Origin of the sequence: Nodosilinea sp. LEGE 07088, from assembly GCF_015207395.1 — a bacterium.
GTDB lineage: Bacteria > Cyanobacteriota > Cyanobacteriia > Phormidesmidales > Phormidesmidaceae > Nodosilinea.
In genome coordinates this window covers 17,407-44,079 of the sequence record NZ_JADEWX010000025.1, presented here as the reverse complement: position 1 = coordinate 44,079, position 26,673 = coordinate 17,407, and the positions used below count along the sequence as shown (strand labels likewise).

Genomic DNA, 26,673 nt, shown 5'->3' with positions numbered 1-26,673 from the left:
GATGACACGCCCCAACTATGGCGGGTGCTGGGGTAGAGCCAATACCTGCCTTCGGGTGAACCTAAACGGTTCGCCCGATCGGGTGAATCGACAGGAGGGTGTCAAGTGGCGCCGCGTTCCGTAAGCTGAGTAAGCCGGTCGCCTATCTCGGGTCTAGTCGTGTTTAGATTCGGCTGTTGTTGCGTGGAGTGAGTGGATGAAACCAGCTGCCGCTCGATTGAAATCAGCTCTGGGGGTACTGCAGCCAGACCAGGAGATGACTTCGTCGGCTTACCGACAGTGGCGGCATGGGTTTGTGCTGAGCCGTCTGCGTCTGGCGTTTGTAGTGGCGATCGCGGCCTTTTTGGTCTTTTTTGTCTTTAATTTCGCCATTCTAATTCCGGTCACCCGCCGCAGCGCCGAACTGGATTGGGCTACCACTACCACCGACCAACGGGACTATTTCTTTAGCACCGCGATTCAACTGCTGGGTCTGCTGCTGGGTCTCGTGCTGCTGCGTCTAGCTAAGATGCAACGCCATCCCTGGCGCCTTTTTTTGCTCATCAACATGCTCGTGCTGCTGCTGGCGTCAGTCCTGACACTGTCGCGGGGGGAAGTGTATCTGGATCTGCTGACGTGGTTGCTGCTGATTATGCTCCAGGGGCTCTTAATTCCAGTCTGCTGGCGCTGGCACCTGCTGACTCAGCTGGCCTGCACGCTGCCTCTGTTGATCCTGATAGCCTTGCCAAATATTCAGCTGATTAGCGTTCCCACCGACTTGCAACTGGTGTTTGCGCTCCAGGTCACCCTTTGCCTTGGTTTGGTTTGCCTGATTACTGACTTCGGCATCTACCTCTACGAAGGGGTACTTCAGCGAGAATTTGATCTCAAGGAGCGGTTGCAGTTTTTTCTCCATGCCGTCTCCCACGATCTGCGCACCCCGGTGATGGGCAGCATCATGGTGCTGAACCAGGCTCTCAAAACCCAGCAGCCCATGGTGTTGCTGCCCGCAACGACCCTCGTGCAAATGCGCAACAGCCACGAGCGCCAGCTCCAGCTGATCAACACCCTGCTAGAAAGCCACCACAGCCAGGTCCATGGAATCGAAATTTTTCCCCAGCCCCATTCCCTCCCGGATCTCATTAAAGTGTTGCTGCAAGAGCGCTCTGCCCTCTATCCTCCAGGGGCAATCCAGCTCGAGCTATGGCCAGACCTACCCCCCATCTACGGGGATGCCCTGCAAATTCAGCGGGTGTACGACAACCTCATCAGCAATGCTTTACAGTACAATCGGCCCGGTGTGAGTGTGATTTTGCGAGCCTGGGTTGTAGCGGGCTGGATGCATTGCCAAGTCAGCGATAATGGCCAGGGGCTGGGAGAACCCGCCGCCGCTACTCGAATTTTTGAGCCTTACGCCACCCCGACAACCTCGCATCAACCCCTAAATCTGGGGTTAGGGCTCTACATTTGCCGCCGCATTGTTGAAGCCCACGGTGGCCAAATTAGCGCCAGCAGCCACCCGGCTCAAGGCACTACTATCGTCTTTACCTTGCCGCTAGCTCCTGATTGCCCCCGTTAGCGCCAACCCCCTAGCGTACTAGGCCGTTTCGCAGGGCCACGACCGCTACCTGTACGCGATCGTTCACCGCCAGCTTATTCATCAGGCTGCGTACGTAGGTTTTGACGGTGTTGGGGCTTAAAAAGAGAGCTTTGGCGATGTCTGGGTTGCTGTAGCCATTGACCAGCAGCTGTAGCACCTCCCGTTCGCGACCCGAAAGGGTCGTCACAATGGTGGGCGACACGGCGTCTACCGGCTGGGATAGCGATCTGATTACCTGGGGAGCAATCTGGGCATCCAGGTAGGTATCGCCATCGGCCACCGCCTCGATCGCCCTTACTAACTGGTCAATCTGGGTGCCTTTAACGCAGTAGGCATCCACGCCGTTAGAGAGGGCAGAGACCACCTCAGCTTCTGTTGTGTGGGAGGTGAGCATAACGATTCGGGTGGCCGGGGCGGCAGCTTTGATCTGCTGGGTAGCGGTAATGCCATCGCAGTAGGGCAGGCCCAAATCCATCACCACAATATCTGGAGCCAGCTGGTTAGCCATTAGCACGGCGGCGTTGCCGTCACTGGCTGCGCCCACAACCGTGAGGTGAGGTTGCTCACCCAGCATTTGCCGCAGCCCCAACAACATCATCGGGTCGTCTTCAACGATTAACACCTGGAGTGTAGTTTGCAGCGTAGTCACGGTAGGGCCTAAAGAATGAATCGAGTGGTTGGGCAGAGCAGCTTCCTGTGACCAGAAGCCCTCAGCCTCTCAAGTTTGCCATACCGTTGCCCATAGCGAGTTCATCGGCTGTTTGAGGGAGATGACGTCTAATACGAGAGCTGCCCACCGGTCAGTGTGCTGGCTGTGGAGGGTGGTAAAGCCAGGTCTTGAATCGCCTGCCACTCTTGCTGGGTTAGCGGTTGAACCAAAAACTGACAGCCGAGGCACCTGGCTGCGGCTTGAATTAACGCATCCACGACGGAGGCTGTTGTGAGTCCAGCCCGCACCAGCGTCTGGGCCTGGGTCAGCGGTGGGGCTACTGTCTGAAACACCTGCTGCCACAGATCCGCGTCAGGACTTAGCCCCATCGACCCGTGCTGCAACAGGTAGGGGCCGCGCCGCAGTTGGGCACTGCCGATGACTTTGTGGCCGTTAGCATCCACCAGGTCGGCACTGGTGGCCAGGGCAAAACAATTGTGCAATTCCCTAAAAGGGACGCTCTGCGATCGCAGGTAGGCACGGCTGGGCTGACCAAAATCGAGCGGCACCCCGAGCTGGCCCCAACCCTCAATCAAAAACTGGCAAAGGGTGCGGTAAACCTGATCGCGGCTGCCCTCCAGGTGAGAGGTGACCAGGCTATAGGTCAAATCGCCCTGGTGCAGCACCCCGCGTCCGCCGGTGGGTCGCTGCACCAGCTCAACTGGGCTCCCCTGCCAGGTCAGCTGGTGCCAGTGGGTCGGCACCTGTCGCCGCTGGCTGACCCCCAGGGAAATGGCCGCAGGGGTCCAGGTGTAGAACCGCAGGGCTGGCGGGTGGCCGTGGTGCTGGTGTTGGTCGAGCAGCCAGGTATCAATGGCCATCTGTACTGCACCGGGGGCGTCTAGCCAGGGAATCAACCGCCAGGCGGCGGCGGTCACGGGGCTTCCCCGGCGTGGTAGGAGCTGCGTACCAGGGGCCCAGAGCGCACATGGGCAAAGCCCAGGTCGCGGGCGATCGCCCCTAGGCGATCAAATTCCTCCGGCGTCCAGTAGCGATCGACCGGGCGATGGGCCAGGGAGGGGCGCAGGTACTGGCCCAGGGTAATGCGATCGCACCCCACCCCGCGCAAATCCTGCATGGCTTCGATCACTTCGGCCTCGGTTTCCCCGTGACCTACCATCAGCCCCGACTTGGTGGGGATGGAGGGATCAAATTCTTTAACCAGCGACAGCACACGCAGGGAGCGATTGTACTTGGCTCCCCGACGCACCGGGTCTTGCAGTCGGCGCACGGTCTCCAAGTTGTGGTTGTAGCAGGCGGGCTTAGCCATTGCCACCGTTTTGACGCGCTCAGCCTGACCACAATCTCGCGCAGATCCGCCCCAAAAATCTGGGGTCAACACTTCGATGTCAGTCCCTGGATTCACCTGGCGAATGGTATCCATGACGGTGACGAACCAGCCAGCGCCATGATCGAGTAAATCATCCCTGGCCACCGAGGTGAGCACCACATAGCGCAGACCCAACAGTTTGACTGACTCGGCCACCTGGTCGGGCTCGTGGGGGTCGAGGGGCATGGGGGCGTGGCCCTTGTCTACCTGGCAAAAGGCGCAGGCGCGGGTGCACACCGACCCCAGCAGCAAAAAGGTAGCGGTGCGGTTGGCGTAGCACTCACCCCGGTTGGGGCAGCGGCCCTCTTCGCAAATGGTGTGAATCTGCCGTTCTTTGACAATGCGCTGCACGGTCGACAGCTCACTAGCGTTGCCAATCGGGCGACGCAGCCAGGCGGGCATGCGCTCCAGCTCTGCCCGTAGCTGCTGTCTTTGATCAGTCGCAGATGAAGTCATAGCCCCTCGTAGGGTGGGCACCGCCCACCAGATGTTTGACGCAAAAGCTGCTGAATAGCCGATTGGTAGAGCTCAGACCCACAACCGCCGTCCACCAAAAATGCCAGCATGGCCCCAACAACAGCCCCTATTGGATTCTATCGCGGGTGATTTCGACTGCAACCTGGCCAGTGTAATTGGGGATGGGCGGCGTTAGTTTCGTCACCCGCACGGTAACCCGCTGCAGGCGCAGGTCAGACTCTAGGGCTGAGGTGGCGATCGCCCCGGCCAGGCGCTCGATCAGCACAAATTTTTGCCCGCTAATGATGGCTTGGGTGCTGTTGATCACGGTGCGGTAGTCGTGGGTGTCAGCGAGGCGATCGCTCGCTGTCGCCTGGGTCAGATCTAAATAGAGGGTGATATCGGCCTGAAACCACTGGCCCAGCACAGTTTCTTCCGGCAGTGCCCCCGTGTAGCCGTAGGCGCGAATGTTGGTGAGGTGAATGGCATCCATGCTGGGGTGTACCTCAGTAGAAGAGGGTGCGTGATGGCGCTGAGCCCTCTCGATCACAGCGTCAGGAGCGACTCAAGCGGCCAAATAAAACCCCCCTAAATCAGGGGGGTAAGGGGGTCTGAGGAGGATATCAAACGGTCTACTGTGCTGGGATTGCAGGAAATCCGCAAAATTAATCCGCAAAATAGCTGCCCAGCTTACTTGAGCCAGCCTTTGAGGCGTGCCGCCACTTGCGGCCGCCGTAGCTTGCGCATGGCCTTGGTTTGAATCTGCCGCACCCGCTCCCGCGATAGGTTAAAGATGCCGCCTACCTCTTCTAGGGTGTGGGTTTCACCGGTGGTGAGGCCATAGCGGAGGGTAATGATGTCTTTTTCACGCTCAGTCAGCACCTCGGCCAGCACGCTGGTGATTTCCTGGCGCATCATGTTTTCGCTAATCTTAGACTCCGGGGTTTGGGTTCTGCTGTCTTCGAGCAGTTCCATCAGTTCGGTGTCTTCACCTTTGCCAACACGGTGATTTAGAGAGAGCGATCGCCGCCGCACTTGTTGTAAACTTCTGAGCTGCTCAACCGTAACATCGAGAGCATCGGCCAGCTCTTGCTCGCTGGGGTTGCGCTGTAAATCGCGGCGTAGATCGCGATGGGCTTTCTTCAGCTTGTTCAGCTTTTCCACAATGTGGATGGGCAAACGAATGGTGCGGGCATCGTTGGCAATGGTGCGAGTAATGCCCTGCCGAATCCACCAGTAGGCATAGGTTGAAAACTTATACCCCTTATCGGGATCAAATTTTTCGGTAGCGCGATTCAAACCCAGGGCCCCCTCCTGGATTAGATCGAGAAAAGGCACGCCACGATTTAAATAGCGCTTGGCAATAGAAACCACCAGGCGTAAGTTAGAGCGAATCATTCGCCGCTTGGCGGTTCTGCCGTCGTGGAGTTTTTGGGTAAACTCAGCGTCGCTGAGCTTCATTTTTTCGATCAATTCTTGTCGAGTCGGTTTGCGACCGATTTCTTTCTGAAGCTTGTCGCTGGCTGACTCAACCTTCGATAAAAACCGAACTTGTCGAGCTAGTTCAATTTCTTCGCTGGGCTTGAGCAGCGGATAGCGGGCCATCTCTTTGAAGAAAGCGCCCACAGCATCGTCTGTCAGGGTCTTACTGTATCCCGAGAGCCCCATCTCTGACATGGCCTCAGACTGAGAAAACTTGGCCAAGACCTCGCGATCTTCGTCCCAAGCAGTGAGGTCAGCGGTCAATTCGCTGTCAGTGGTGGAGACTTTTTCTGCCACTCGATTTAAGTCGGTGGCAAATCCATCGACGGTCTCATCAGCCCAGGCTATAGAACTATCTCTGTCAGAGTTATATGTAGTAGTCATGGGGAAAATAAAACTGTATACCTAACGGATTGAAGCATGCAGATTGAAGCATGAATATCAGGCTGCCCTGCCGATGGCAACCCCCCAGCAAAACCTCTCGATCCCAAACTGAATCTTTTGGATTTATTTTGTGAGTCCACAATACGGATTTTTCCTAGAATTCCTAGGCAATGTAACATTTCTTTGGCATCTTGGCGTAGTGTAACAGTGAATCCCGAAAATGAACCGAAAATTCGAGCTAATAACCTAACAATATTTGGCTATCTTTAGGGCTTTGCTCAGTTAGAGATCGCGGCTCAGGAAGCTAGACGGAGTTAGGCGAGTAGTGGAGCCTTAATTGTTAGCTAGACAATGACCGCTCAGATTACCGGAAGAAACTCTCAGACGTGTTTTCCACAGCAAGGAAAAGTTTTCCACAGATAAAAGTCTGTGGAAAACAAATTCTTTCTCCTCTGGAAAAGGCTGGCGTTAGAGGCTAGCTGATTAGGCAAGACGCTTTATGGGAGCTCAAGCGACCGCTTAGACTGACATAGGTACTGTAGGTGGTGAAAGCGCGTGGGCCTTGGTAAGGATGTCACCCAGCCCCAGTGGGTCAACGTTTTGGTGGACTATGGCGGTCAGCCTGCTGCATATACCTACGAGGTACCGCCTGATTTAGAGGTAGGGGTGGGTGATATCTTGACGGTGCCCTTTCGCCACCAGAGCATTGGTGCGATCGCACTTTCCCTCTCTAGAACTCCACCGGCTAACCTGGTACCTGCCCAAATTCGATCGGTAGAAGGCATCGTTGAGCAGCGGTTTTTTGCGGCGGCTTACTGGGAGCTATTGCAGCGGGTGGCGGGTCACTATCAGGTGTCGCTGATACAGGTGCTCAAGACGGCGCTGCCGCCAGGGTTGTTGGCCAGATCGCAGCGGCGACTGCGGCTGAGACGCGATCGCCTTCCTCTAACGCAACCTGAGGCACTGTCGCCAGAGCTTAAAACTATCGTGGATGATCTCCAGCGCTCTCCCCATGGAGATTACACCTGGCCCTATCTTCAGCGCCGGGGTCACAGCTATCGAGCGATGCAGCAGCTGATTCAGCTGGGCTGGGCCGAGTCATATCTGGCCCCGCCGCAGCCGCCCAAGACTAAGCAGCGTCAGGCAGTAACGCTAGTCTGTGGCGATACCCCTCCCATCGAACTCACCGCCCGCCAGCAGGATATTCTGGCGACCCTCCGTCGCCAGGGCGGAGATCTATGGCTCAGCGATGCGCTGCAGCTGTGTCAAACCACGAGCCCTACCCTCAAACGACTGGCCCAAGCAGGCTGCCTGGTGATCGAACCCCGCGAGCAACTACGGGCAGAGGCAGGTCCCAGACTCTCTGCCGATCAACCCAAGCCGCTCACCGATTACCAGGCTGCCGCACTGCACTATATAAATAAGAGTCAGCAGGGGAGTCAGTTTTTGCTCCACGGCGTCACCGGGTCGGGCAAGACCGAGGTCTATCTACAGGCGATCGCACCCCGGCTTGCCGCCGGTCAGTCAGCCCTGGTGCTGGTGCCCGAGATTGGCCTGACGCCGCAACTCACCGATCGCTTTCGTCGTCGCTTTGGTGACCAGGTGTGGGTTTACCACAGCGGCCTGGCCGATGGTGAGCGGTACGATACCTGGCGACAGAGTTTTAAGCCCGCTAAACCGCTGGTAATTGTCGGCACCCGATCGGCTATCTTTATGCCGCTCCCCCAGCTGGGGCTGATTATTCTCGATGAAGAGCACGACAGCAGCTATAAGCAAGACGTCTCCCCCTGCTACCATGCTCGCACGGTGGCGCGCTGGCGGGCTGAGCTAGAAAACTGTCCGTTGGTACTGGGTTCGGCCACTCCATCCCTAGAGTCCTGGGTGCAGTGCCAGGAGCTGGGCCCTGAGTCTGCCAAGAGTGAATTACCCAAAAATGCTCTGCCCTGGACTTACCTCTCCCTGCCCGAACGGGTACGGGCCCAACCCTTGCCCCAGGTCAAGGTGATCGATATGCGCGATGAGCTGCAAGCGGGCAATCGCAATATTCTCAGCCGCTCGTTGCAAACGGCGTTAGCGGCCATGAAAGCAGAGGGCAACCAGGGGCTGTTGTTCATTCATCGACGCGGGCACAGTAGTTTTGTATCGTGCCGCAGCTGTGGCCATGTGATCATGTGCCCCCACTGCGATGTGTCGCTCTCGTATCACCAGCCGGGGGCAAACAGCACCATGACCCTGCGCTGTCACTACTGCGGTTTTAGCCAGGGCCATCCAAGGCATTGTCCGGCCTGCGGCTCACCTTACCTGAAGCATTTTGGCAGCGGCACCCAGCGAGTGGTCAATGCCCTGGCCGAGACCTTTCCGGATCTGCGCTGCATTCGCTTCGATAGCGATACTACCCGCACGAAGGGAGCTCACCGGGCGCTGCTCACCCGCTTTGCCGAGGGTGGAGCCGATCTGCTGGTGGGCACTCAAATGCTGACCAAGGGTATCGATCTGCCCCAGGTCACGCTGGTGGGTATCATTGCCGCCGATGGTCTCTTATATATGAATGATTACTGGGCCAGTGAGCGAGCGCTGCAGATGCTGATTCAGGTGGCGGGTCGGGCCGGTCGAGGCGAGCAGCCGGGCCAGGTTCTATTGCAGACCTATACCCCCGACCATCCGGTGATAGAAGCCGTAACTCAGCACGCTTACCAAGGGTTTATCGCCGAAGAATGGGCCCAGCGGCAGTTGTTGCAGTACCCTCCCGCTGGGCAGATGGTGCTGCTGCGGCTGAGCTGCACCGACCCCGAGGTGGTAGAACAGACCGCTGCCACCCTGGCTCAGCACCTCGGTCAAATGCTCAAGGGCTCATCGTATCAACTGCTGGGGCCAGCTCCAGCGCCGATTCCTCGGGTGGCGCGTCGATTTCGCTGGCATTTGCTGGCCAAAGGCCCTAAGCATGAGCCATTGCCAGACTTGCGGGTGCTTAAACAGCATTGCCCGGCCACGGTCAGCCTCACCATTGATGTCGATCCGCTAAATTTGGCTTAGCGTGTTCCAACTAAATACCTATCCGATGTCTCTCCGCGACTGTCTCTCCGCGACTGTCTCTCCGCGACTGTCTCTCTGCGACTGTCTCTCTGCGACCGGCCCAGGGGGCCGAGTTCGCGTTCCTGATCGGGATGTTTTTTTAGGTGGCATACTCTTAGGACAAGTCTGGCAACGAAAATATCCGAGCAGTTCGCTTCCTCTCAAGGGCGCAGGCCCTACGCCCCTACCTTGGGGCATCTTCTTTGCCAGAAACCCCCTGAGGTGAACTGGTTGGCGGTGCGATCGCCGCTCTTACCCAAACGCAAGGCCGCAACAGAGGCTCGCTGTCTATTTTTCCTGGAGAATTTTGTTATCATTACGAACTGGTGTAACGGCTGGTAACGATCGGTAAAATCCCTTTTCACGACCTCTAGCCTGTGATAGTTTAAATGCATAGAAAACAACTGAATAGCTCGCAAGTCTAGCTCACTTCTACAGTTTTATGAGTTGACTTGAAGTTCGTAACAAACCCAAATTGCTTTAATTCAACCCTTCCAGAGGTGACCAATTTTGGTCTTACCTACCCTAGCTGCCGGTCAGGCAATGGGTTGTAAAAGGCATCTGTTGTTTAACGAATTCGTTCATTCTATTGATTTTCGTGCGTTTTTTAGCTATCTAACCCTATTGATAGCTAGTTTAGGTTAAGGCAATTATATTGTTGTCTGACGTAAAATCTGCAAAAGCTAAAATCTGCAAAAGCATTAACGAGGGGTGGCCATGGCGGTCACCCCTCAGTTTTTGAAATAGTATTTAATTGAAATAGTATTTAAATGGTAGGCGTCATTTGGGCTGTTGTGCATTGGTCTGATTGTATTTTTTGTAGTCCTGGGAAAGACAAATTTTGATTGGGTGACAGGTCGTTGAGATAGGGCGATCGCACCACAGAAATAGCCTGGTTGGCGACATATCATTCGCAGCTCGGAGCAACGGGAGACGATCGCTGCACCATAATTTAGAGCGGCCCCACTGCTGAGCGAAGATGGCGAGTACCGAAAGGCAGAAGTAAGAAGGCAGAAGGCAGAAGGCAGAACGGGAACCCCAGGTCTCATAAGGGTTTCCGCGTGAGTAAATAGCTGGGTTATTTCCGCCTCAGAGTACTAGAGGGTTATGGCTGGCAAACAGGATGCATGGCTGGGGTTAATCGTGGGCAATAGCCGTTGGCACTGGGGGGCATTTGCGGGCCACCGCTGGCTCGGTGCTTGGCACACCTCCCATCTCTCTGAATCTCAAGTCAAAGCCCTGGAGCAGGGACACTTTGCTCCTGCGTCGTTTCAACGGTTGGGGCTTGACCCGGGGATATGGGCTAGTACCGCAGGATGGAACGACGCAGGGGTAGCCCATCCCGAACTTTGGCTAGCGTCAGTGGTAGAGCAGCCTCTAGGCTGGCTAGCTGACTATCCTGCGCTGCACGTGATGACAACGGCCCAGGTGCCACTGCAAAATACCTATGCCACCCTCGGGGTAGACCGTGCGTTAGCCCTAGTCGGTGCGGGTGAAACCTGGGGCTGGCCCACACTGGTGATCGACTGTGGCACAGCTTTGACCTATACAGCCGGGGTCGATCAACGGTTGATTGGGGGCGCTATTTTGCCGGGGTTAGGGCTTCAGTTTCGGGCCCTGGGTGAGCATACCGATCGCCTGCCAGGCCTTGCCCCTGAAGAAAATTCGTGGCCCCAGCGCTGGGCAACAAACACCGCCGAGGCGATCGCCAGTGGAGTATTGCATACGGTGTTGGCGAGCCTGTGCGATTTTATTACCGCCTGGAAGACCGATTGGCCCGATGGCCGATTGGTGTTGACCGGGGGGGATAGTGCCGCGATCGCAGCCTATCTGACCCACCGGGCCCCGGATCTCGCTCGTCAGATCAAGCGAGATCCGGATCTGGGTTTTTGGGGGTTAAGGGCCTGCCGCCAGCGCACCCTAAAGAAGTCTACAGACCTCTAATGCGGCTTTGGTAGGCGCTAGCGTCGGTACCCACACCGTTATTGGGATAGACGCCCTGGCTGTTCATGCTTTGCAGGTTGTTGATCCGGTTGCCGGGGTTGGGGTGAGTACTCAAAAACTCGGCGGTAGAGCCTCCCTCCAGCTTCTGCATGAAAGAGATAAACCCTCTGGTGTCGTAGCCTGCCTGGCCCAAGGTAGTAAATCCACGGCGATCGGCGTCGTACTCCGCTTCACGGCTGTTGGGCAATTGCAGGGCCAACTGCACCCCCAAGTTAACCAGGGTGTCTTGATCGACCTCTAGAGCCCCCGCCACACCGCTGGCCAGAGCCGCCTGGCGCATTTGGCCGATGGCATGGCGGCCGGTAATGTGGCCAATTTCGTGGGCCATGACGCCAGCCAACTCAGCTTCGTTCGCCGCCGCCTTGATCAGTCCGGTCTGGATATAGACATAGCCACCTACAGTAGCAAAGGCATTAATGCTGTCATCATCGACCACCTGAAACGTATAGGGCAGATTCGGGCGATCGCTATTAGCGGCTAGGCGCTGGCCAATTTCGTTGATGTAGGCGTTAATACCTGAGTTGCGGTTATAAACCCGCACTCCTTGGGCCTTAATCTGACGATCGATTTGTGCGCCTAAGTTAACTTCGTCTTGGTCAGACAAATTACCCAGCTGCACATAGCGAATGCCCTGAAAAATCAGATCAAAAATACTGGCTTGGGATGGGGTCGGCGTTGCTAGGCCAATGGTCACAGCCATGACAGTCGCCATTAGCCCGTAGAGCCCGCGCCGCACAAACGAGTGCCGCTTGAGATATGCGAAGGGAGATGAGGTGAGAGGAGAAAGCATAAAAATGCCTCACGTGCCGCTGAGGATCGTAGCTATTACCATCTTGCCCCGCCTAGGGTGTAGGTACCACAGGCAGTGGTCAGTAATCAAGGTGGCCACTGCCGACTGGGCCACCCAGCGTCTGCGCCCCCGTTAGCAGACCGTTCTAAAAGAGCCCGCCTGTGGTTCAATGAGATCGACTTCTTCTGTTGTCTCGAAGATGCTCGCTCCCTACCTATGTCGAGGGCAATTTAGCCATGACTCTACTTGACTCTAAAGGCCGCCTGTTTGGCAAAGTCAGCATCTTAGATGTGGCCGCAGCGCTGATTATTCTGATGGTGCTGTTCGGCATTTTTCTCTATCCTGGTACATCGGGCTCGGTGGCCCAGGTGGGAACGACAACTCAGCCCGTAGAGGTCGATGTGATGGTGCGAGGTCTCACCTCATCTGACCCAGAAAAATTGTTTCAGACGATTCAAGACTCTGAAACCACCAACATCATTATTCGTAACCAGCCCTACGGGCAGGTAAAGGTTAAAAACGTGCAAAAGCTGCCCCGTAGCACCGTCGCTCCCCAGCCCGACGGCACGGTGAAAGCGGTACCTGACCCGCGCCCTGAGCTCAACTACACCATTGACATGCTAATTACCCTCGAAGGCGATGCTCAAATTACCGATACCGGGCCAGTATTTGGCAATAGCAAGGTGAAGGTAGGCACTCAGATTGAGTTAGATGGCGATCTTTACAACTTCAATACCAGCACAGTTGACGTTAGGGTTTTAGAAAATAGCTAGGGCAACCTCGCCTGAAACCGATGGCCAGATGCGTCAAAAGCCAGTCTTCGCCCTAGTCGTACGGGTACTTTTGGGAGGCTGCGTCCTGCTTGTCTATGCTGCCGCCAGGGCCTGAGACCGGTCGAGTCTGAGACAATAGAGGTCTTGTTAAACCCAGATTATTTGTACGCCACCCCTATGACTGTTACCCCCATTGCCCTGAACCGCGTAGACTGGCATTCGCTGGCTGATCTTTCCCTAGCTGGGGAAGTGCTGAGCCGAGAACAGGCCCATGCTGTGCTTGAAGCCCCCGATACCGATCTGCTAGATCAGCTGGCGGCAGTCTACCGGGTGCGGCGACACTACTGGGGCAATCGGGTGCGGCTACATTTTTTGCTTAACGCCCAGAGTGGGCTTTGCCCTGAGGACTGCCACTACTGCTCACAGTCGAAGATCTCCAGTGCCGAGATTGAAAAATATCCGTTTATGGCCCAGGAGAAAATTTTGGCGGCCGCAGAGCGAGCCAATACCCTCAAAGCCGGCACCTTTTGCATGGTAATTTCGGGGCGATCGCCTTCAGAACGGGTGTTCGGTGAAGTGTTAGACGCGGTGCGCCAGGTCAAAGCTCGCTACCCAATGAAAATCTGTGCCTGCCTGGGCCTGCTCGATGAGACTCAAACCCAGCAGCTGGCGGCGGCTGGGGTAGACCGGGTCAACCACAACCTCAACACCAGTGAGAATAACCACGGCAATATTTGCACAACTCACACCTTTGATGACCGCCTAGCTACCCTCCAAGCGGTGCAGTCGACCGGCATGACCACCTGTTCGGGGGGCATCTTTGGCATGGGCGAAACCGCCGATGACATGATTGATATGGCCCTGGCCCTGCGGCGATTGGCGGTCACCAGCGTGCCCTTGAATTTTCTGATTCCGATTCCGGGCACACCGTTTGCCGGTAGGCAAGCACTCAACCCCCGCCAGTGTTTGAGAATTTTATGCCTGTACCGCCTGCTGCTGCCGTCTCAAGAACTGCGCATTGCCGGGGGCAGAGAAGTGCAGTTGCGCCAGCTCCAGCCGCTGGGGCTCTATGCTGCCAACTCAATTTTTGTGGGTGATTACCTCACCACACCGGGTCAGGCCGCCCAAGCCGACTACGCCATGATTTGCGATGCGGGCTTTGTGCTAGAAGGCCCGGATGGCGAGATTATGGAGCCACCGATGGCGGGCTGATGGGGTCATGGGTTAAAGGGTTGGCGATCGCGTGACTAAATCCACCAGGCTATCCACCAGGCGCTGAGGATCCATGGGCATAATCGTTTCCCCATGCATGACAGACTGGGTCATGATGAAAAAGACCGTGGCTCCCAGCACTACCCGTGCGGTTGCTTCGGGGTCAGGTGCATTGATGTCTGAGCAGCCCTTTAGGTAGTCGGCCAGCTGATCGACGGCTGGCTTGGTGAGGTATTCTACAAACGCTTGGGCCAACTGCGGAAATCGACCGGACTCCCCCGCGACTAAGCGGACAAAGTTTTGATAGTCTAAATCGTGCAGTTCACTCTCGATGGCGTTAGTGATAAGCCGCCGAATCACCACCTCGGGGCGGCCCTCCAGATTGCCATCGCCCATCACCTGCTGACAGCGGGACTCAGCTACGTACTGAATCAGCGCCCTAAATAGCCCCTCCTTATCTTTGAAATAGTTATAGACCGTGGGTTTAGAGACTCCGGCGGTGGCTGCCACCTTGTCCATGCTGGTGCCAGCGTAGCCATTTTGTAGAAACTCCTGCATGGCTCCCTGCAAAATTTGCACGGCTTTGTTATTCAGCACTGCCGGACTTTGAACCACGCGCGCTCACCTCTCTAACCCAATTGACTCATGTATAACACCGGATGGCCAGCTGCCCCCATCCCAGAGCATCCCCAAGATACTAAGGCGTATGAGTATAGCTCTATACCTTAGTTTACAGGTTTCTTGACTCTTTTTACCAAACCGTTTAGTTTAGTTTTATGTTAAGGCGTTGTTGGCCTAGATCAAGCTAACAGCACCTGGTTAAGAGTGTTCCAACTAAATACTTATCCAGTGTCTCTCCGCGATCGGCCCACTGGGCCGAGTTCGCGTTCCTGATCGGGATGTTTTTTTAGGTGGAATACTCTAAGCCTGATCGCTACTATGACCTATGCAAACCTATGCTGGTTTTGATCTGAAATGGCGCCGTCTGGCCATAGTGGTGCTGACCACGCTAATGATTGCCGATACGGTTCCTCACCTGCAGTTGTCGCCGGGGCTGCTGCAGTCGTTAGTGGCCCGGGTGCAGACCCAGATCGACGATCACTAGTCCGCAGGGCTAAGATTCCGTAAACTCTCCCCCGCTAGGGTGCTTTGGTGATTAAGCTAGGGGTGCTCCGCCCCCTTGCCCTGCGATCGCCATGACTCCGTCATCGAAAACGAATACGGTTAATCTGTCTGCTACCTATCGTGCCAGGGGTTGGGTGCAGCGGCAGATCAAGCGTGACTGGGTCAAGCTTTCTCTGGCGGGTCTCTGGCTGAGCTTTGTAGCCGCCCACGTGGCGACCGACTCAGTGCCAACGCAGTTCCTAGAACGACGGCTGCAAACTATTTTTTTTGAAATTCGCGGGCCGATTGTCACCCCCAATGACATTGTTGTACTGGCCATGGACGATGAATCGTTTGGGCAAGCCGAATACTATCGCACCGACCCCGAGCAGTACAGCTATCTGGCTCCAATCTCAGGCAGTCCGTGGCAGCGCCAGGCCTATGCGATCGCGATCGAGCGTTTGCTGAATGCTGGAGCCAAGGCGGTAGCCCTCGACATCCTCATGTTTTCTGACAGCAGCTACGGGCCTGCCGACGACCTGGCCCTAGCCGATGTGCTGACCCGCTACGGCGATCGCGTCGTGCTAGCCACCTCCGTCGATGATGCTGAGCTGCGCCAGGGAGCCTTGATTCGTCCTACCCAGCCCTTGCCTAAACTGCTCAATACACCCGTTCACACTGGCAACATCAACTTCCCGATCGAGCCCGACGGTCGTATTCACCGCCACGGGCGCACCTACCTCAATGGCCTAGGCGCCAGTCTGGCCGAAATCGATGCCGTCAGCACCCTAGAGAGCGATGTTGACGATACCCAATCCTTCGCGGAGGCCACCCTTGATGCTGCCAGAGTTGAGCATCAGCCCTATCGAGGCGATTTCATCAACTTCTACGGGCCAACGCGCAGCTTTAGCCACGTGCCCTTCTGGTATGTGCTCGACCCCGATCCCTGGGCCAACCACCTCAACAGCGGGAAGTTCTTTAAAGACAAAATCGTGCTGATTGGGAGCACCGCTAAGTTTATGCAAGACTTTCACCAGGCTCCTTTTTCAGAGACCCTGCTGCACCCTGAGGCCATAGCCGGGGTCGAAATTTTAGCCACCGACATTGCCAATCTGCGTAGCGGCCAAAACCTGCGCCTGGGTATTCCTAATGCCTGGCTCCGAGGGCTGGTGGTGCTGGTAGGGGGAGTGGGATTTGTGGTGCTACTGCGCCGATTTAATCGCCCTGTGGCCCGGCTAGGATGGACTCTAGCCATCGTTGGCGGCTGGTTTTGGCTCAGCTATGGTGTCTTTGCCGGGTCTAAGTTGGTGTTGCCTACGGCAGCCCCCATTATGGGGCTGATGGTGCTGGGCACCACCTATATTGTGGCTGATATTGTCACTGAGCAAATCCGTAAGCAGCGCCTGCGTCAAACCCTGGAGCAGTACGTTACCTCCCCCATTGTGCAGGAGATCATCAGTCAGCAGGACGACCTGCAAGATCTGCTAAAACTGCGGGAGGCGGAAGTCATTGGGGTGCTGCTGGCCAATCGATACCGGATTATGCGGTTGCTGGGTGCTGGCGGTTTCGGAGAAACCTACGTGGCCGAAGATACCCAGCGTCCTGGCTCTCCGGTCTGTGTAGTTAAGCAACTGCGGATTATCAGCAATGATCCCAAAGCCCATCGCCTGGGCCGACGCTTTTTTGAAGGCGAAGCTGAAACCCTGGAAAAGCTTGGCCATCATTCCCAGATTCCCCGGTTGCTGGCCTACTTTGAAGTACAAAACTCCTTTTATTTAGTGGAGGAAATGGTGGCAGGGCGGCTGCTTAAAGATGAGTTAGCCTCGCGTCGCCCTATGCCCCAGGTCTACGTGCTAGATCTGCTGCTGGGCCTGCTGCCTGTGATTGCGTTTGTCCATAACCAGGGTGTGATTCACCGCGACATCAAGCCTTCCAACATTATTCGGCGAGAGTCTGACAACCAACTAGTGCTCATTGACTTTGGGGCGGTCAAGCTGATTTCTAACAAGTTGGCCGATACAGGAGTGAACCTGACCTCTACGTCCACCATTGGCGTGGGCACCCAGGGCTATATGCCTAGTGAGCAATCGGCGGGGTTACCCAAGTTTGGCAGCGACCTCTACGCCTTAGGCATTACTGCCGTTGAGGCGCTAACCGGGGTGCCAGCCTATGCTCTACGGCGCGATGCCAATGGAGACCTGATGTGGCGCCATGAAGCCCCTCACCTCGATCCTAATTTTGGCGATATTATTAGCCGACTGGTGCTGTACGATTTCACCGATCGCTACCAGCGGGCAGAAGCGGTACTCGCCGATCTGGCTCGGGTCGAGGCAACCGTGCGATCGCAATCCCAGCTCCAAACGGTGGCGACTACCACCTCATCTGGAGAATCGCCGTCCTACGGGGTAATGATTGACAGCGTCGCTACCGACAACTTAGACGATCCCGCAGCGGCCACTGAGGATACTCAAATGCTTCCCCATGAATGGTTTGTCAGTAATGACGATGCCAGTGACAATACCTTTGGGCCATAACTGGGTGCGCCATTGACCCATTAACGATGCTCAGGACTCGGCTGGGGCAATGGTGATATCAAGCGAAGTCACCGTTGTATCGGGAGCTAAGGCATTGAGGCCAGGCTCGATTGCCTTAGAATTGCCGACAACCAAAATCACTAGCTGATCGGGGTCGATGTTTTCCTGGGCGGCGGTTAACACCTCAGCCGCAGTCGTTTGTTCTACCGCTGCTTGAAACTGAAAGACAAAGTCCTGGGGATAGCCGTAATATTCATAGCGAATCAATCGTTCTAGGGATTGGCTAGGACGCTGAAAATTAAACACAAAACTGTTGAGGACAGCATCTTTGGCTTGATTGAGCTCGGCTTCAGAAATGGGAGCAGACCGCACCCGCTGAATCTCACCTTTGACAGATTCAATCATCGGTACTGTGGCATCGCTACGCGTCTGACCACCGCCAATGAACATCCCAGGAAAGTCATAGCGGGGAGCCCAGTAGGCATAGACAACATACGCCAGCCCCTGGCGGGAGCGAATTTCGTTAAAGAGCCGACCGCTGAAGCCGTTGAGTACCTCATTCAAGACCGATAATGGAGCATGATCGGGGCTGTTGAGCTGGCCACCGAGATGCCCAATCTGAATGTAACTCTGGGTGAGCTGGGGCTGCTCTACATTAAAAACCCCTGTCTTGGCTTGGGTAACTTCGGGTAGGGTCGTCACATCCAACGGATTGCCGCTGGCCTGCCAGCTGCCAAAATGTTGCTCGATTAGGGCCTTCATCTGCTCGCGGTCAAAATCACCGACAATGCCCAGAATGGTGCGATCGGGACGAACTGAAGCCCGATAAAACTCCCGTACGCTCGTTTGATCAATGGTTTTCACGGTAGCGTATTCAATCACACGGGCGTAGGGGCTGTCGGCACCGTAGACCAGTTTGCGGAACTCGCGGCTGGTGATGTCATCTGGGTCATCGTTGCGGCGGGCAATGCTGCCAGCGTACTGATTTTTCAAAAAGTCGATTTTGTCGGGGGCAAAGGCTGGACGTTCAACGACGTCCGCAAAGAGGGCGAAAACAGATGCTAAATCCTCGGTTAAGGCACTAAAGCTTGCTGTACCTGAGTCAATATCGATGCTGGTTTCGACTGAGGCTGCCCTTTGTTCTAAGGCCTGGTTAAGCTCGTCAGGGGAAACCGTTGTGGTGCCGCCCAGCCGCATGGCATCGCCTGTGACGCTGGCCAGCCCCACCTGGCTGGCTGGCTCAAATCGCGAGCCGGTGCGGAAGGTGGCGCTGCCGCTAACCAGCGGCAGTTCATGATCCTCCATCAGGTAAACTACCAGCCCATTGGCGAGTTCATAGCGCTCGTAGTCGGGAAACTGAATTTCACCTAGGGGGCCAAACTCTAGCTCAGTGTAATGACGGGCAGTGTTGGCGATCGCCGCAGGCTGCCAGCTGAGCCCAATAACTGCGGTCAGGGTGGCGATCGCCAGAATTAGCCAGCTCATCAGTGATCGTCGGCGATTAAACCAGCTCATAGAACCAATAGAAACAGGACAAAAAATAGACACAATCTGGGGCTATGAGCCCGACGTAGACATCAGCTTGCCAACAACGCGGTTGGTAGGCACAAACATCTCTCGGGCCACTCGTTGCACATCCTCGGCACTGATCGCCTCAATGTCTGCAAGTTCAGCAAAGATATTGCGCCAGCTACCCGTTTTTGCCTCATATTCGGCCAGCAAGGAGGCCATACCCGAATTTGAGGCCAGACTCCCCAGCAACCCAGCCCGCGCCTGGGTCTTAACTCGCTCGAGCTCTGCGGATGAAAGGGGCTGTGTCTTGAGGGCCTCTAATTCTTGTTGAAAGGCCGCTGCGATATCTTCCACACTATGGCCAGGGGCTGTCAGGGCGTAGAGCAGGAAGATATTGGGATATTTGTCGCCTGGGAAGCCATTTAAGCTGCCCACGTCAAGGGCGATTTGGGTTTGATCCACCAGGGTTTTATAAAGGCGCGAGGTGCGTCCACCGACCAGCAGGCTGTCAATCATGCCGTAGATGGCGTGGTCAGGATGGTTAATGCCGGGGCGATGATAGCCCTCTAAGTACCATGGCTCTGAGTCTAGCTCTAGCGTAAATTCGCGGCTGTCAGTCTGGGCTGGCTCGTCAAACACCACATCTGGCGGAGCGGCCTTGGCCTGGTATCGACCAAAATATATTTCGGCGTATTCTCTGACCTGGGCTGGGTCGACGTCACCAACCACAGCTACCGTCAGGTTTTCAGGGCCGTAGTAGGTATCGTAGAAGGTTTGAATATCGTCGCGAGTAGCCCGATACAAGTCTTCTTCGTAACCAATGACCGGGCGACGATAGGGGTGTACTTCAAATGCAGCCCCTAAAAATTCCTCAATCATCTTGCCGATGGGTGAGTTGTCTACCCGCATGCGGCGCTCTTCTAAAATGACGTCTTTTTCTTCAAAAAATTCCCGAAAGACTGGCTCTAAAAATCGCTCTGACTCCAGAGACATCCACAGCTCGAGCTTGTTTGAGGGCAGGCTATAGAAATACCGGGTGGCATCGGCTCCAGTAGTAGCGTTAAGACCTACGCCGCCAGCCTGATCAATGATTTGGCCATACTTATTTTGCTCTACATAGGTGGCCGCCTCTTTTTGCAGGGCTGTCAGCTTGACTTTCAACTCTTCAGCCTGGACATTGTCTCCAGCTGCTTCTGCGACCAAAATTTGCTCAAAAACCTGATCCATGTCCTGGAATAGGGCTTTCTCTGCGGCATAGTTGCGGGTGCCAATCTGTTGGGTTCCCTTAAAGGCCAAATGCTCTAGGTAATGGGCCACGCCGGTTTTGCCATCGGCTTCATTGACGGCCCCTACGTCGGCATGAATCATAAACGATACAACCGGAGCCTGGTGGCGCTCCAGGACAATAAACTTCATCCCGTTGTCGAGGGTAAACTCAGTGACGGCTTCAGCAACTCGGTCGAGGTAGGGTTGAATAGCTTGAGCTGTCTGTAACGGCTGCTGAGCAACGGCTGGTGCCACTGGCGACCATAGCCACAAGCCCACCACAGCCACTAGTCCCACCAACCAGCCGCGTCTTAGACGCGGAGTTCTCTCTTTAGGCTGCACTCAACCACCATGGCTAGACTCCGTCTTTTAGGATAGATGAGTCCTATCGCCAATGACCACTGCTTTGCTTAAGGATCGGTCTCTAAGTTGGCTAATAATGCAGCGGTCAGTTGTCAAAAACCACAGATCCTGGGTAGAGTTCCCATAGACCTGTGGTTGAGGCGATCGCATTCCCAGTCGATCTTGCTGCTGCATAGCCTACGTTTGTAGCTTGGCGTAGCGTATACCCTCACTAGTTGTCTTTCCGTACCATCAATATTCTTTAAAAGAGGGGGCGGGCATTGACACAGGCGGCTGAAAGCTCAAACCTGAGGCAGTGGGCGCGGCGCGCCATGGCCGCGACCTTTTTGTCTGGTCAGGTAGTCATTCACCTCATCTCTCGTCCCTTGCATCGGCGCAATACCCTAGAGCAAATGGCGGCGGTAGGGCCAGAGTCGTTACTCATTGCCCTAATTACCGCTGCTTTTGTGGGCATGGTATTTACCATCCAGGTCACTCGAGAATTTCTTAGCTTTGGAGCTGGTGCAGCGGTGGGCGGGGTATTGGCCCTGACGCTGGCTCGAGAACTGGGTCCGGTGCTAACGGCAGTGATCATTGCTGGCCGAGTAGGGTCAGCTTTTGCCGCTGAAATTGGCACCATGCGTGTGACAGAGCAAATTGATGCTTTGCAAATTCTCAAAACCGATCCGATCGATTACCTGGTGATTCCGCGAGTGATCGCCTGTGCTCTGATGCTGCCGCTGCTCAATGTGCTGTCGTTTATTACCGGTATGACAGGGGGATTGCTGATTGCAACCAATCAGTACGGCATTACCTACACGGTCTTTTTAGACTCAGCCAAAAACTTTTTGTCTATTTGGGATCTGGTGAGTTCGCTGATCAAGGCATTTTTCTTCGGTATTTTGATTGCGATCATTGGCACGAGCTGGGGGTTGACTACCACGGGTGGTGCTAAGGGTGTAGGGCAGTCCACCACTACCGCCGTCGTAACGGCATTATTGGCGATATTTATCAGCAACTTTTTTCTGTCTTGGCTGATGTTTCAGGGGACTGGTAGCGCGGTCATCAGCAATTTTTAAGCAGACCCCGATCTAGCTTCCGAGGCTGAGCTGCTCAATGCCTCTATACTGAGAAATACGACTGAGAAATAACTCCTGCACTTTGCCGGTGCTTGAACCTGTGGCCTCTACTTCGACAGCTACTTACACCGATTTACCCCGCAGCTATCGTGTGCCGATGGTGGTGGTTGGCTGCGGCATGTTGCTAATCGCGATTAACCTCTGGCTAGGGGCGGTGCTGGGGTTATTCGGTCTATTTCTACTGGTACAGACCCTGACCCTGACGTTGCGATTTACCGAAACTGCTTTAGATATCTATCGGGGAGAACAGCAAATTCGGACATTTCCCTACGCTAACTGGCAGCATTGGGAAATTTTTTGGGCACCGGTACCCGTGTTGTTTTACTTTCGCGAAGTCAATAGCATTCATTTTTTGCCTATTTTGTTTGGCCCTGCTGAGCTACGGGCCTGTTTAGAAGCCCACTGCGCTGCTGCTCAAGATCCAAGCTAAGGGTTGGCTAGGGCGAATCTTGCCCTCATCTGATAGGCTGGCAAAAAGGTCTATGGGAGCCGATATGACCGCAGAGGATCTATCGAAATCAGGTCTGGGGCCAGAGAGCAGCATTGGCGGGAACACTGGCTCAGGGGCTGCTGAGCCATCGGGGCTGAAATCAGACTGGAACACTCGCATTGATGCTCTGCGTCAGCAAGAAGCCGACCTTAAGCGCAGCATTGCTGACTTACAAACCACCTATAACCGCCTGACGCAAGACCAGTTTCAAAAAATTCAGGCTGATATTGGCCGTATGGTACAGCAGGGTACGGCTGATTTAGAACAGCGCAAGCGTAGTTTGCAACAAGAAATTGAAACCCTAGAGCGCCGACAAGAGCGGATTCGGGCTGAAATGCGCACGACCTTTGCGGGTGCATCTCAGGATTTAGCAGTGCGAGTGCAGGGTTTTAAAGATTATCTAGTCGGCAGTTTGCAAGATCTTTCGGTAGCCGCAGAGCAGCTTGATTTGGCTCCAGCCAGTCGGAGTAGTGCAGCGCCCGAGATGCAATCTCGAGGGCGCGATCGCACCCGGGCGGCGGCTGAACCTGCCCCCGCTGAACCTGCCTTTGCTGCCAATGCCTTTCAAGACCAGACCGAGCGCATTCGCAGCTTGCTCGACCAGTACCGCATGCGCCCTGACTACTATGGTCCTCTGTGGCAACTACGGCGTACCTTTGAGCCTATCCATGCCGAGCGCGTCTCTAACTGGTTTTTTGCCCAAGGGGGTCGTGGAGCCGTCAAGAGTATGGGCAGTCGCCTGCAAAATGTGCTGGTGGCATCAGCAGCCCTGTCGATTTTGTATGCGCTCTACGGCAACCGTTTGCGCACGTTGGTGCTGTCTAATAGCCCTGAGCGTTTAGGCGAGTGGCGACGGGGTCTGCAAGACTGTCTGGGTATTTCTCGGGCTGACTTTGGCACGGGGCAGGGCGTCATGTTGTTTGATGCACCAGAGCCCTTAGCCCAGCGAGCAGAACGGATCACGGCTGATAACGGATTACCGTTTATTGTGGTCGATGAAGCGGAGTCGGTGATTAGCCTGGCCCTGCTACAGTTTCCCCTATGGCTGGCCTTTGCCCCTGACCCCATGAATCCGGCGGCAGAGTATGACTACTTTTAAACTCCTGGGGCAGCGGCCTCATGCTCCAACCTCAGCCTCGATTGAGGAGGCTAAGGAGGCGCATCCATAGAAGTTTGGAGCGTTTGTACAACCTGATCGACCACCCGATCGAGGGCAACCGATCGCGAAGCCTTAAACAAAATGCGATCGCCCGGCTGAACTAGTTCCAGCAATTGCTGAGCAAGGGTCTGTGGGTGCTCAAAGGCAAGGGTCTTCACGCCTGTGGCACCCTCGTCTAGGGCCAGGGTCTCCTCAGGGTCGGCCAGGGTCAGCAGAACATCTAACCCGAGCTGACTCACAACTTGCCCGACTTGACGATGGAGCGCGATGGATTGTGCTCCTAGTTCCTTCATCGTGCCCAGCACGGCAATGTGGCGTTGCCCCGGAGTCTCGGTCAGCAGATGCAAGGCTGCCGTCATCGACTCCATGCCAGCATTGTAGGTTTCATCGAGCAGCACAATATCGTTGGGCAGGGTAATCTGGCGGGCGCGACCGCTGGGCAACTCTACGGTAATGCCCTGGCTGAGCACCTGCCAGGGCAATTCTAAGGACTGCATCACCGCGATCGCAGCGAGCAAATTGAGGGCGTTGTGGCGACCGGGCAAGGGCAGAGGCAAGTTGATGCCCTGCACAGCTAGCGTACCCGCGTCCACCAGTTGGCCGTGCACGTCTCCACCCTCTAGCCCAAAGGTGATGGTCTGCCCTGACCAGGCCCGTTGAGCGGTAGCCATGAGTCGAGCATTATCGTGGTTCAGCACTGCTGTGCCTGCGAGCGGTAGCTCGGCTAATAATTCACACTTGGCATCGGCAATCGCCTGCTCAGACCCTAAGCGACCAATGTGGGCCGTTCCCACATTGGTAATGACCGCTATGTCTGGGGTCGCCACCCGTGCCAGTCGAGCAATTTCCCCTGGCCCCCGCATGCCCATTTCTACCACCCCAAAGTCGTGGATGGGCTGAAGCTGTAATAGGGTCTTGGCAACACCAATGTCGTTGTTGTAGTTGGCCTGAGTTTTGTGGACAGTTCCTTGGGTGGCGAGGGCCGCTGCAATCAGCTCTTTGGTCGTAGTCTTGCCCACTGAGCCGGTAATCGCCACAATGGCAGCCCGCTGCTGAGTCCGCCACCAGTGCCCCAGCGCTTGATAGGCCACCAGGGTATCGGCCACTGGTAAACAGGGTAGATGGGCCAGACATTTGCTCTGCTCGACGACAGCAGCAATGGCCCCATTGGCGATCGCATGCTCCACAAACTGATGGCCATCAAATCGGTCACCATGCAGGGCAATAAATAAGGCATTTTCACGTAGATGCCGTGTATCCGTAGTGATACTTGATACCTCGACTTCTCCGAGGGGCGGCGGTATGTAATCCAACGGAGCCTGAATGGCTCCTGCTAAGGTGGCCAGCGACGAAAAACCCATAGCTTTGACTAAAATGCTGTAGCAGTATTGGCCCTATGTCAGCTCTTTACTCGAGCCTTGCCCTCGGGTGATTTGATTGTAAAGGAAATTGGGCTCTCGATTAGGATGGGTGCTGGCTTTGGGGCGTGGGTCTGGCGAGCTAGAACGTTGATTTAGCAACCTTTTACCTTCTAGACGTTCTTCAGGGAGGTGACGGTTGATCCCCCTCTCCTCAGCGTTTAAGTATTAGGCTATGGTCGAATACGTCAAAGGTTGGCTGCGGGGTTCCTCATGTGATGAACCCGCTGAGTCTTCGTTGAAGTTTATGGTTGCCTTATAGTTTGACAGCAAATTTTACTGGAATTTCGTTAATACCCTCGACATATTCCCAGAAACCGGAGAATCCACGCAGTAGTCTTAAGGTGTTGGGGTGATTGTCCAGTGTAAAAACTGACGCAGAAAGGCTCTGCCGCCATCTTTAATAAGGCTAAGGACTGTTATTGCCATCAAAGCTGTGCATCTCTTGGCTTCGTACCTTAGCCTGTGGGTTTATTTTCCAAAGTTTTTCTCATCGCAGTCCACGTGGGTTGAGTTTAAGTCAACCTGCCTGTTGATGGGGCAAGGGCGGTAAATACGTGAAGACTAAATCGACCTATAACAGCCGAATTACTACTGCCGACGAGCAGCGCTTGTATAGCCATCTTCTCGATTGTGTATCGGTAGAATCTCCTGATGCTATGATCGATCGCTTCCAAGCGCTCTTTCTAGATGGTTTTGGCTACCCCGACCGCGAGGTGGTAGCGGCGCTTGATCGGTTGCTAAGCTGCCATGAGATCGACGAGTATTTTCGCTTTATCCTCAACCGCTGCTGCCACATTTTAATTAATCGGTGGCAGACTAACACTCAGCTGCAGCCTGCTATTCCTGTACTGATTGCCCTGCTTGAGTCAACTCCACCGAGCCGAGTGCCAGAGCTGTCACGCTCGCGTTCTGTTCGCCGCTTGCGCCATGTTACTCACAACTTTCGCGATACAGAGCAGTACCTAGCCCTTAAACGCCTAGCTCGCATTATCGAAGCGCGCCACTCAGCCCTGCCCCGTTATCGACAAGCCGAGGCTGTGCCCCTGGGGTCGTTAATCAATCGTTACCCTTACCTCTACGAGCACTGCCTGGTTACTGAAGACAGCGACCTGCAACATCAGCAATATGTGCGTAACATGCAGGTTGAGGCCCAGCATAAGTTTGAGGTAGACCTATCTCACTACGTCACCTACCGAGTTCGCCAGGGGCGCATGCATCGCCAGGGGCGGGATGACGTTGCCGAAAAACTGCGAGTGGTACCCAACCCCACGCTTCTAAGCGACCACGACTTGGCCTCGTCGCTGCGGCATTTTGCCCGTCGTCGCGACCATGGCCAAAGCTATCGCGATGGTGCTCAGCGATTTCTGCTCACCCACGATCAGGGGGCCTCCTTTAGGCAGTTTAAAGAAGACTTGTTTGATTACATCATGGCCGATGTTAATGTCGGATACGGCCAGCGACAGTTCAAGACTATGCTGCAAGATCACCTCCTGGCAACTTGTAACGACAGCGATAGCAGCCCTGTCGATGACTTTCTCAAGGTGCGAACCTGCAGTAATCTGTTTAATTTTTTAGTGGTTGACCCCAGTGCTGGACGTCAGCACTATGTATTTCTCGATCTGATTAACAACTTGGGGCCGGTGCATACTACGGGGCTACTGCTGCGAATCTTGCTAATTTGCCAAAAAGTTAGGCCTTTTGTAGAGCGACGTTTTTCGCTCTTGTTTAACCACTACGAAACGGTTTCTAGTGAAACCGTAGAATGGCTGGTCACCATGTTTGAGAATATCAATATTGCTCTCAGTCTTAACTTTGGCAGTGTCGATCTCTCCCACACTACTGCCCGGTAGCATTTGCCTGGTAGCATTCCTGAGCACGTTGATGTTGGACGAACTGCGATTCGCCCCTGACTGAT

21 protein-coding genes are annotated in these 26,673 nt (G+C 55.2%); 11 read left to right on the top strand and 10 right to left on the bottom strand.

Annotation, left to right across the window (positions count from 1 at the left end; all coding sequences use genetic code 11):
- Positions 1-196 precede the first annotated feature (196 nt).
- Positions 197-1,558: a sensor histidine kinase KdpD gene (locus tag IQ254_RS08725; RefSeq protein ID WP_193965785.1), complete on the top strand. Its 1,362-nt coding sequence runs from the start codon at positions 197-199 to the stop codon at positions 1,556-1,558.
- A 10-nt stretch (positions 1,559-1,568) separates the two neighbouring features.
- Here IQ254_RS08725 and IQ254_RS08720 read toward each other — a convergent pair whose 3' ends face one another.
- The 5 genes from IQ254_RS08720 to IQ254_RS08700 all read right to left on the bottom strand — a co-directional run bounded on the left by IQ254_RS08720 (position 1,569) and on the right by IQ254_RS08700 (position 5,940).
- Positions 1,569-2,228, bottom strand: coding sequence for a response regulator transcription factor (locus IQ254_RS08720; protein WP_313887406.1), 660 nt, complete (start codon positions 2,226-2,228; stop codon positions 1,569-1,571).
- Between the two features lie 128 nt (positions 2,229-2,356).
- Complete coding sequence (locus IQ254_RS08715) at positions 2,357-3,166, bottom strand: lipoate--protein ligase family protein (protein WP_313887405.1); 810 nt, start codon at positions 3,164-3,166, stop codon at positions 2,357-2,359.
- Positions 3,163-4,074, bottom strand: coding sequence for a lipoyl synthase (gene lipA / locus IQ254_RS08710; protein WP_193965784.1), 912 nt, complete (start codon positions 4,072-4,074; stop codon positions 3,163-3,165). The genes IQ254_RS08715 and lipA overlap by 4 nt, the downstream gene beginning before the upstream one ends.
- Before the next feature lie 127 nt (positions 4,075-4,201).
- On the bottom strand, positions 4,202-4,567 hold the full coding sequence (gene folB / locus IQ254_RS08705; protein WP_193965783.1) for a dihydroneopterin aldolase: 366 nt from the start codon (positions 4,565-4,567) through the stop codon (positions 4,202-4,204).
- Between the two features lie 197 nt (positions 4,568-4,764).
- Entirely contained in the window at positions 4,765-5,940 is a 1,176-nt protein-coding gene (locus tag IQ254_RS08700; RefSeq protein WP_193965782.1) for an RNA polymerase sigma factor, RpoD/SigA family, read from the bottom strand.
- 555 nt (positions 5,941-6,495) lie between these two features.
- Between IQ254_RS08700 and priA the strand changes: the two genes are divergently transcribed.
- On the top strand, positions 6,496-8,973 hold the full coding sequence (gene priA / locus IQ254_RS08695) for a primosomal protein N' (protein ID WP_193965781.1): 2,478 nt from the start codon (positions 6,496-6,498) through the stop codon (positions 8,971-8,973).
- Between the two features lie 1,146 nt (positions 8,974-10,119).
- Positions 10,120-10,956: a pantothenate kinase gene (locus IQ254_RS08690; RefSeq protein WP_193965780.1), complete on the top strand. Its 837-nt coding sequence runs from the start codon at positions 10,120-10,122 to the stop codon at positions 10,954-10,956.
- Here IQ254_RS08690 and IQ254_RS08685 read toward each other — a convergent pair.
- Positions 10,943-11,806 carry a M48 family metallopeptidase gene (locus IQ254_RS08685; RefSeq protein ID WP_193965779.1) on the bottom strand — a complete coding sequence of 288 codons (864 nt, stop codon included), beginning with the start codon at positions 11,804-11,806 and terminating at the stop codon, positions 10,943-10,945. The genes IQ254_RS08690 and IQ254_RS08685 overlap by 14 nt on opposite strands.
- 236 nt (positions 11,807-12,042) lie before the next feature.
- On the opposite strand from IQ254_RS08685, the gene IQ254_RS08680 reads away from it, so the two are divergent.
- Positions 12,043-12,579 (top strand): DUF4330 domain-containing protein, encoded by a 537-nt coding sequence (locus IQ254_RS08680; protein WP_193965778.1) that lies wholly within the window; start codon positions 12,043-12,045, stop codon positions 12,577-12,579.
- A 177-nt stretch (positions 12,580-12,756) separates the two neighbouring features.
- Complete coding sequence (bioB, locus tag IQ254_RS08675; protein WP_193965777.1) at positions 12,757-13,791, top strand: biotin synthase BioB; 1,035 nt, start codon at positions 12,757-12,759, stop codon at positions 13,789-13,791.
- Between the two features lie 12 nt (positions 13,792-13,803).
- Here bioB and IQ254_RS08670 read toward each other — a convergent pair whose 3' ends face one another.
- Positions 13,804-14,406, bottom strand: a complete 603-nt coding sequence (locus IQ254_RS08670; RefSeq protein ID WP_313887404.1) for a TetR/AcrR family transcriptional regulator — start codon at positions 14,404-14,406, stop codon at positions 13,804-13,806.
- A gap of 331 nt (positions 14,407-14,737) precedes the next feature.
- On the opposite strand from IQ254_RS08670, the gene IQ254_RS08665 reads away from it, so the two are divergent.
- Together IQ254_RS08665 and IQ254_RS08660 are read left to right on the top strand one after the other, a co-directional pair.
- Complete coding sequence (locus tag IQ254_RS08665) at positions 14,738-14,896, top strand: hypothetical protein (RefSeq protein ID WP_193965776.1); 159 nt, start codon at positions 14,738-14,740, stop codon at positions 14,894-14,896.
- Positions 14,897-14,987: 91 nt separating this feature from the next.
- A complete protein-coding gene (locus tag IQ254_RS08660; protein WP_193965775.1) occupies positions 14,988-17,429 on the top strand; it encodes a serine/threonine-protein kinase in 2,442 nt (813 codons plus the stop codon).
- 30 nt (positions 17,430-17,459) lie between these two features.
- Here IQ254_RS08660 and IQ254_RS08655 read toward each other — a convergent pair whose 3' ends face one another.
- Together IQ254_RS08655 and IQ254_RS08650 are read right to left on the bottom strand one after the other, a co-directional pair.
- The gene (locus IQ254_RS08655) at positions 17,460-18,944 is read right to left on the bottom strand and encodes a pitrilysin family protein (RefSeq protein ID WP_193965774.1); all 1,485 of its coding nucleotides are present in this window, start codon (positions 18,942-18,944) and stop codon (positions 17,460-17,462) included.
- A gap of 42 nt (positions 18,945-18,986) precedes the next feature.
- Positions 18,987-20,462: a pitrilysin family protein gene (locus IQ254_RS08650; protein WP_193965773.1), complete on the bottom strand. Its 1,476-nt coding sequence runs from the start codon at positions 20,460-20,462 to the stop codon at positions 18,987-18,989.
- 368 nt (positions 20,463-20,830) lie between these two features.
- Between IQ254_RS08650 and IQ254_RS08645 the strand changes: the two genes are divergently transcribed.
- The 3 genes from IQ254_RS08645 to IQ254_RS08635 all read left to right on the top strand — a co-directional run bounded on the left by IQ254_RS08645 (position 20,831) and on the right by IQ254_RS08635 (position 23,277).
- A complete protein-coding gene (locus IQ254_RS08645; protein ID WP_193965772.1) occupies positions 20,831-21,628 on the top strand; it encodes an MlaE family lipid ABC transporter permease subunit in 798 nt (265 codons plus the stop codon).
- 100 nt (positions 21,629-21,728) lie between these two features.
- Positions 21,729-22,118, top strand: a complete 390-nt coding sequence (locus IQ254_RS08640) for a DUF3119 family protein (RefSeq protein WP_313887403.1) — start codon at positions 21,729-21,731, stop codon at positions 22,116-22,118.
- Between the two features lie 64 nt (positions 22,119-22,182).
- Positions 22,183-23,277 (top strand): DUF3086 domain-containing protein, encoded by a 1,095-nt coding sequence (locus tag IQ254_RS08635; protein WP_193965771.1) that lies wholly within the window; start codon positions 22,183-22,185, stop codon positions 23,275-23,277.
- A gap of 50 nt (positions 23,278-23,327) precedes the next feature.
- On the opposite strand, the gene murF is transcribed toward IQ254_RS08635, so the two are convergent.
- Positions 23,328-24,698, bottom strand: a complete 1,371-nt coding sequence (murF, locus tag IQ254_RS08630; RefSeq protein ID WP_193965770.1) for a UDP-N-acetylmuramoyl-tripeptide--D-alanyl-D-alanine ligase — start codon at positions 24,696-24,698, stop codon at positions 23,328-23,330.
- Between the two features lie 614 nt (positions 24,699-25,312).
- On the opposite strand from murF, the gene IQ254_RS08625 reads away from it, so the two are divergent.
- Entirely contained in the window at positions 25,313-26,608 is a 1,296-nt protein-coding gene (locus tag IQ254_RS08625; protein ID WP_193965769.1) for a hypothetical protein, read from the top strand.
- Positions 26,609-26,673 lie beyond the last annotated feature (65 nt).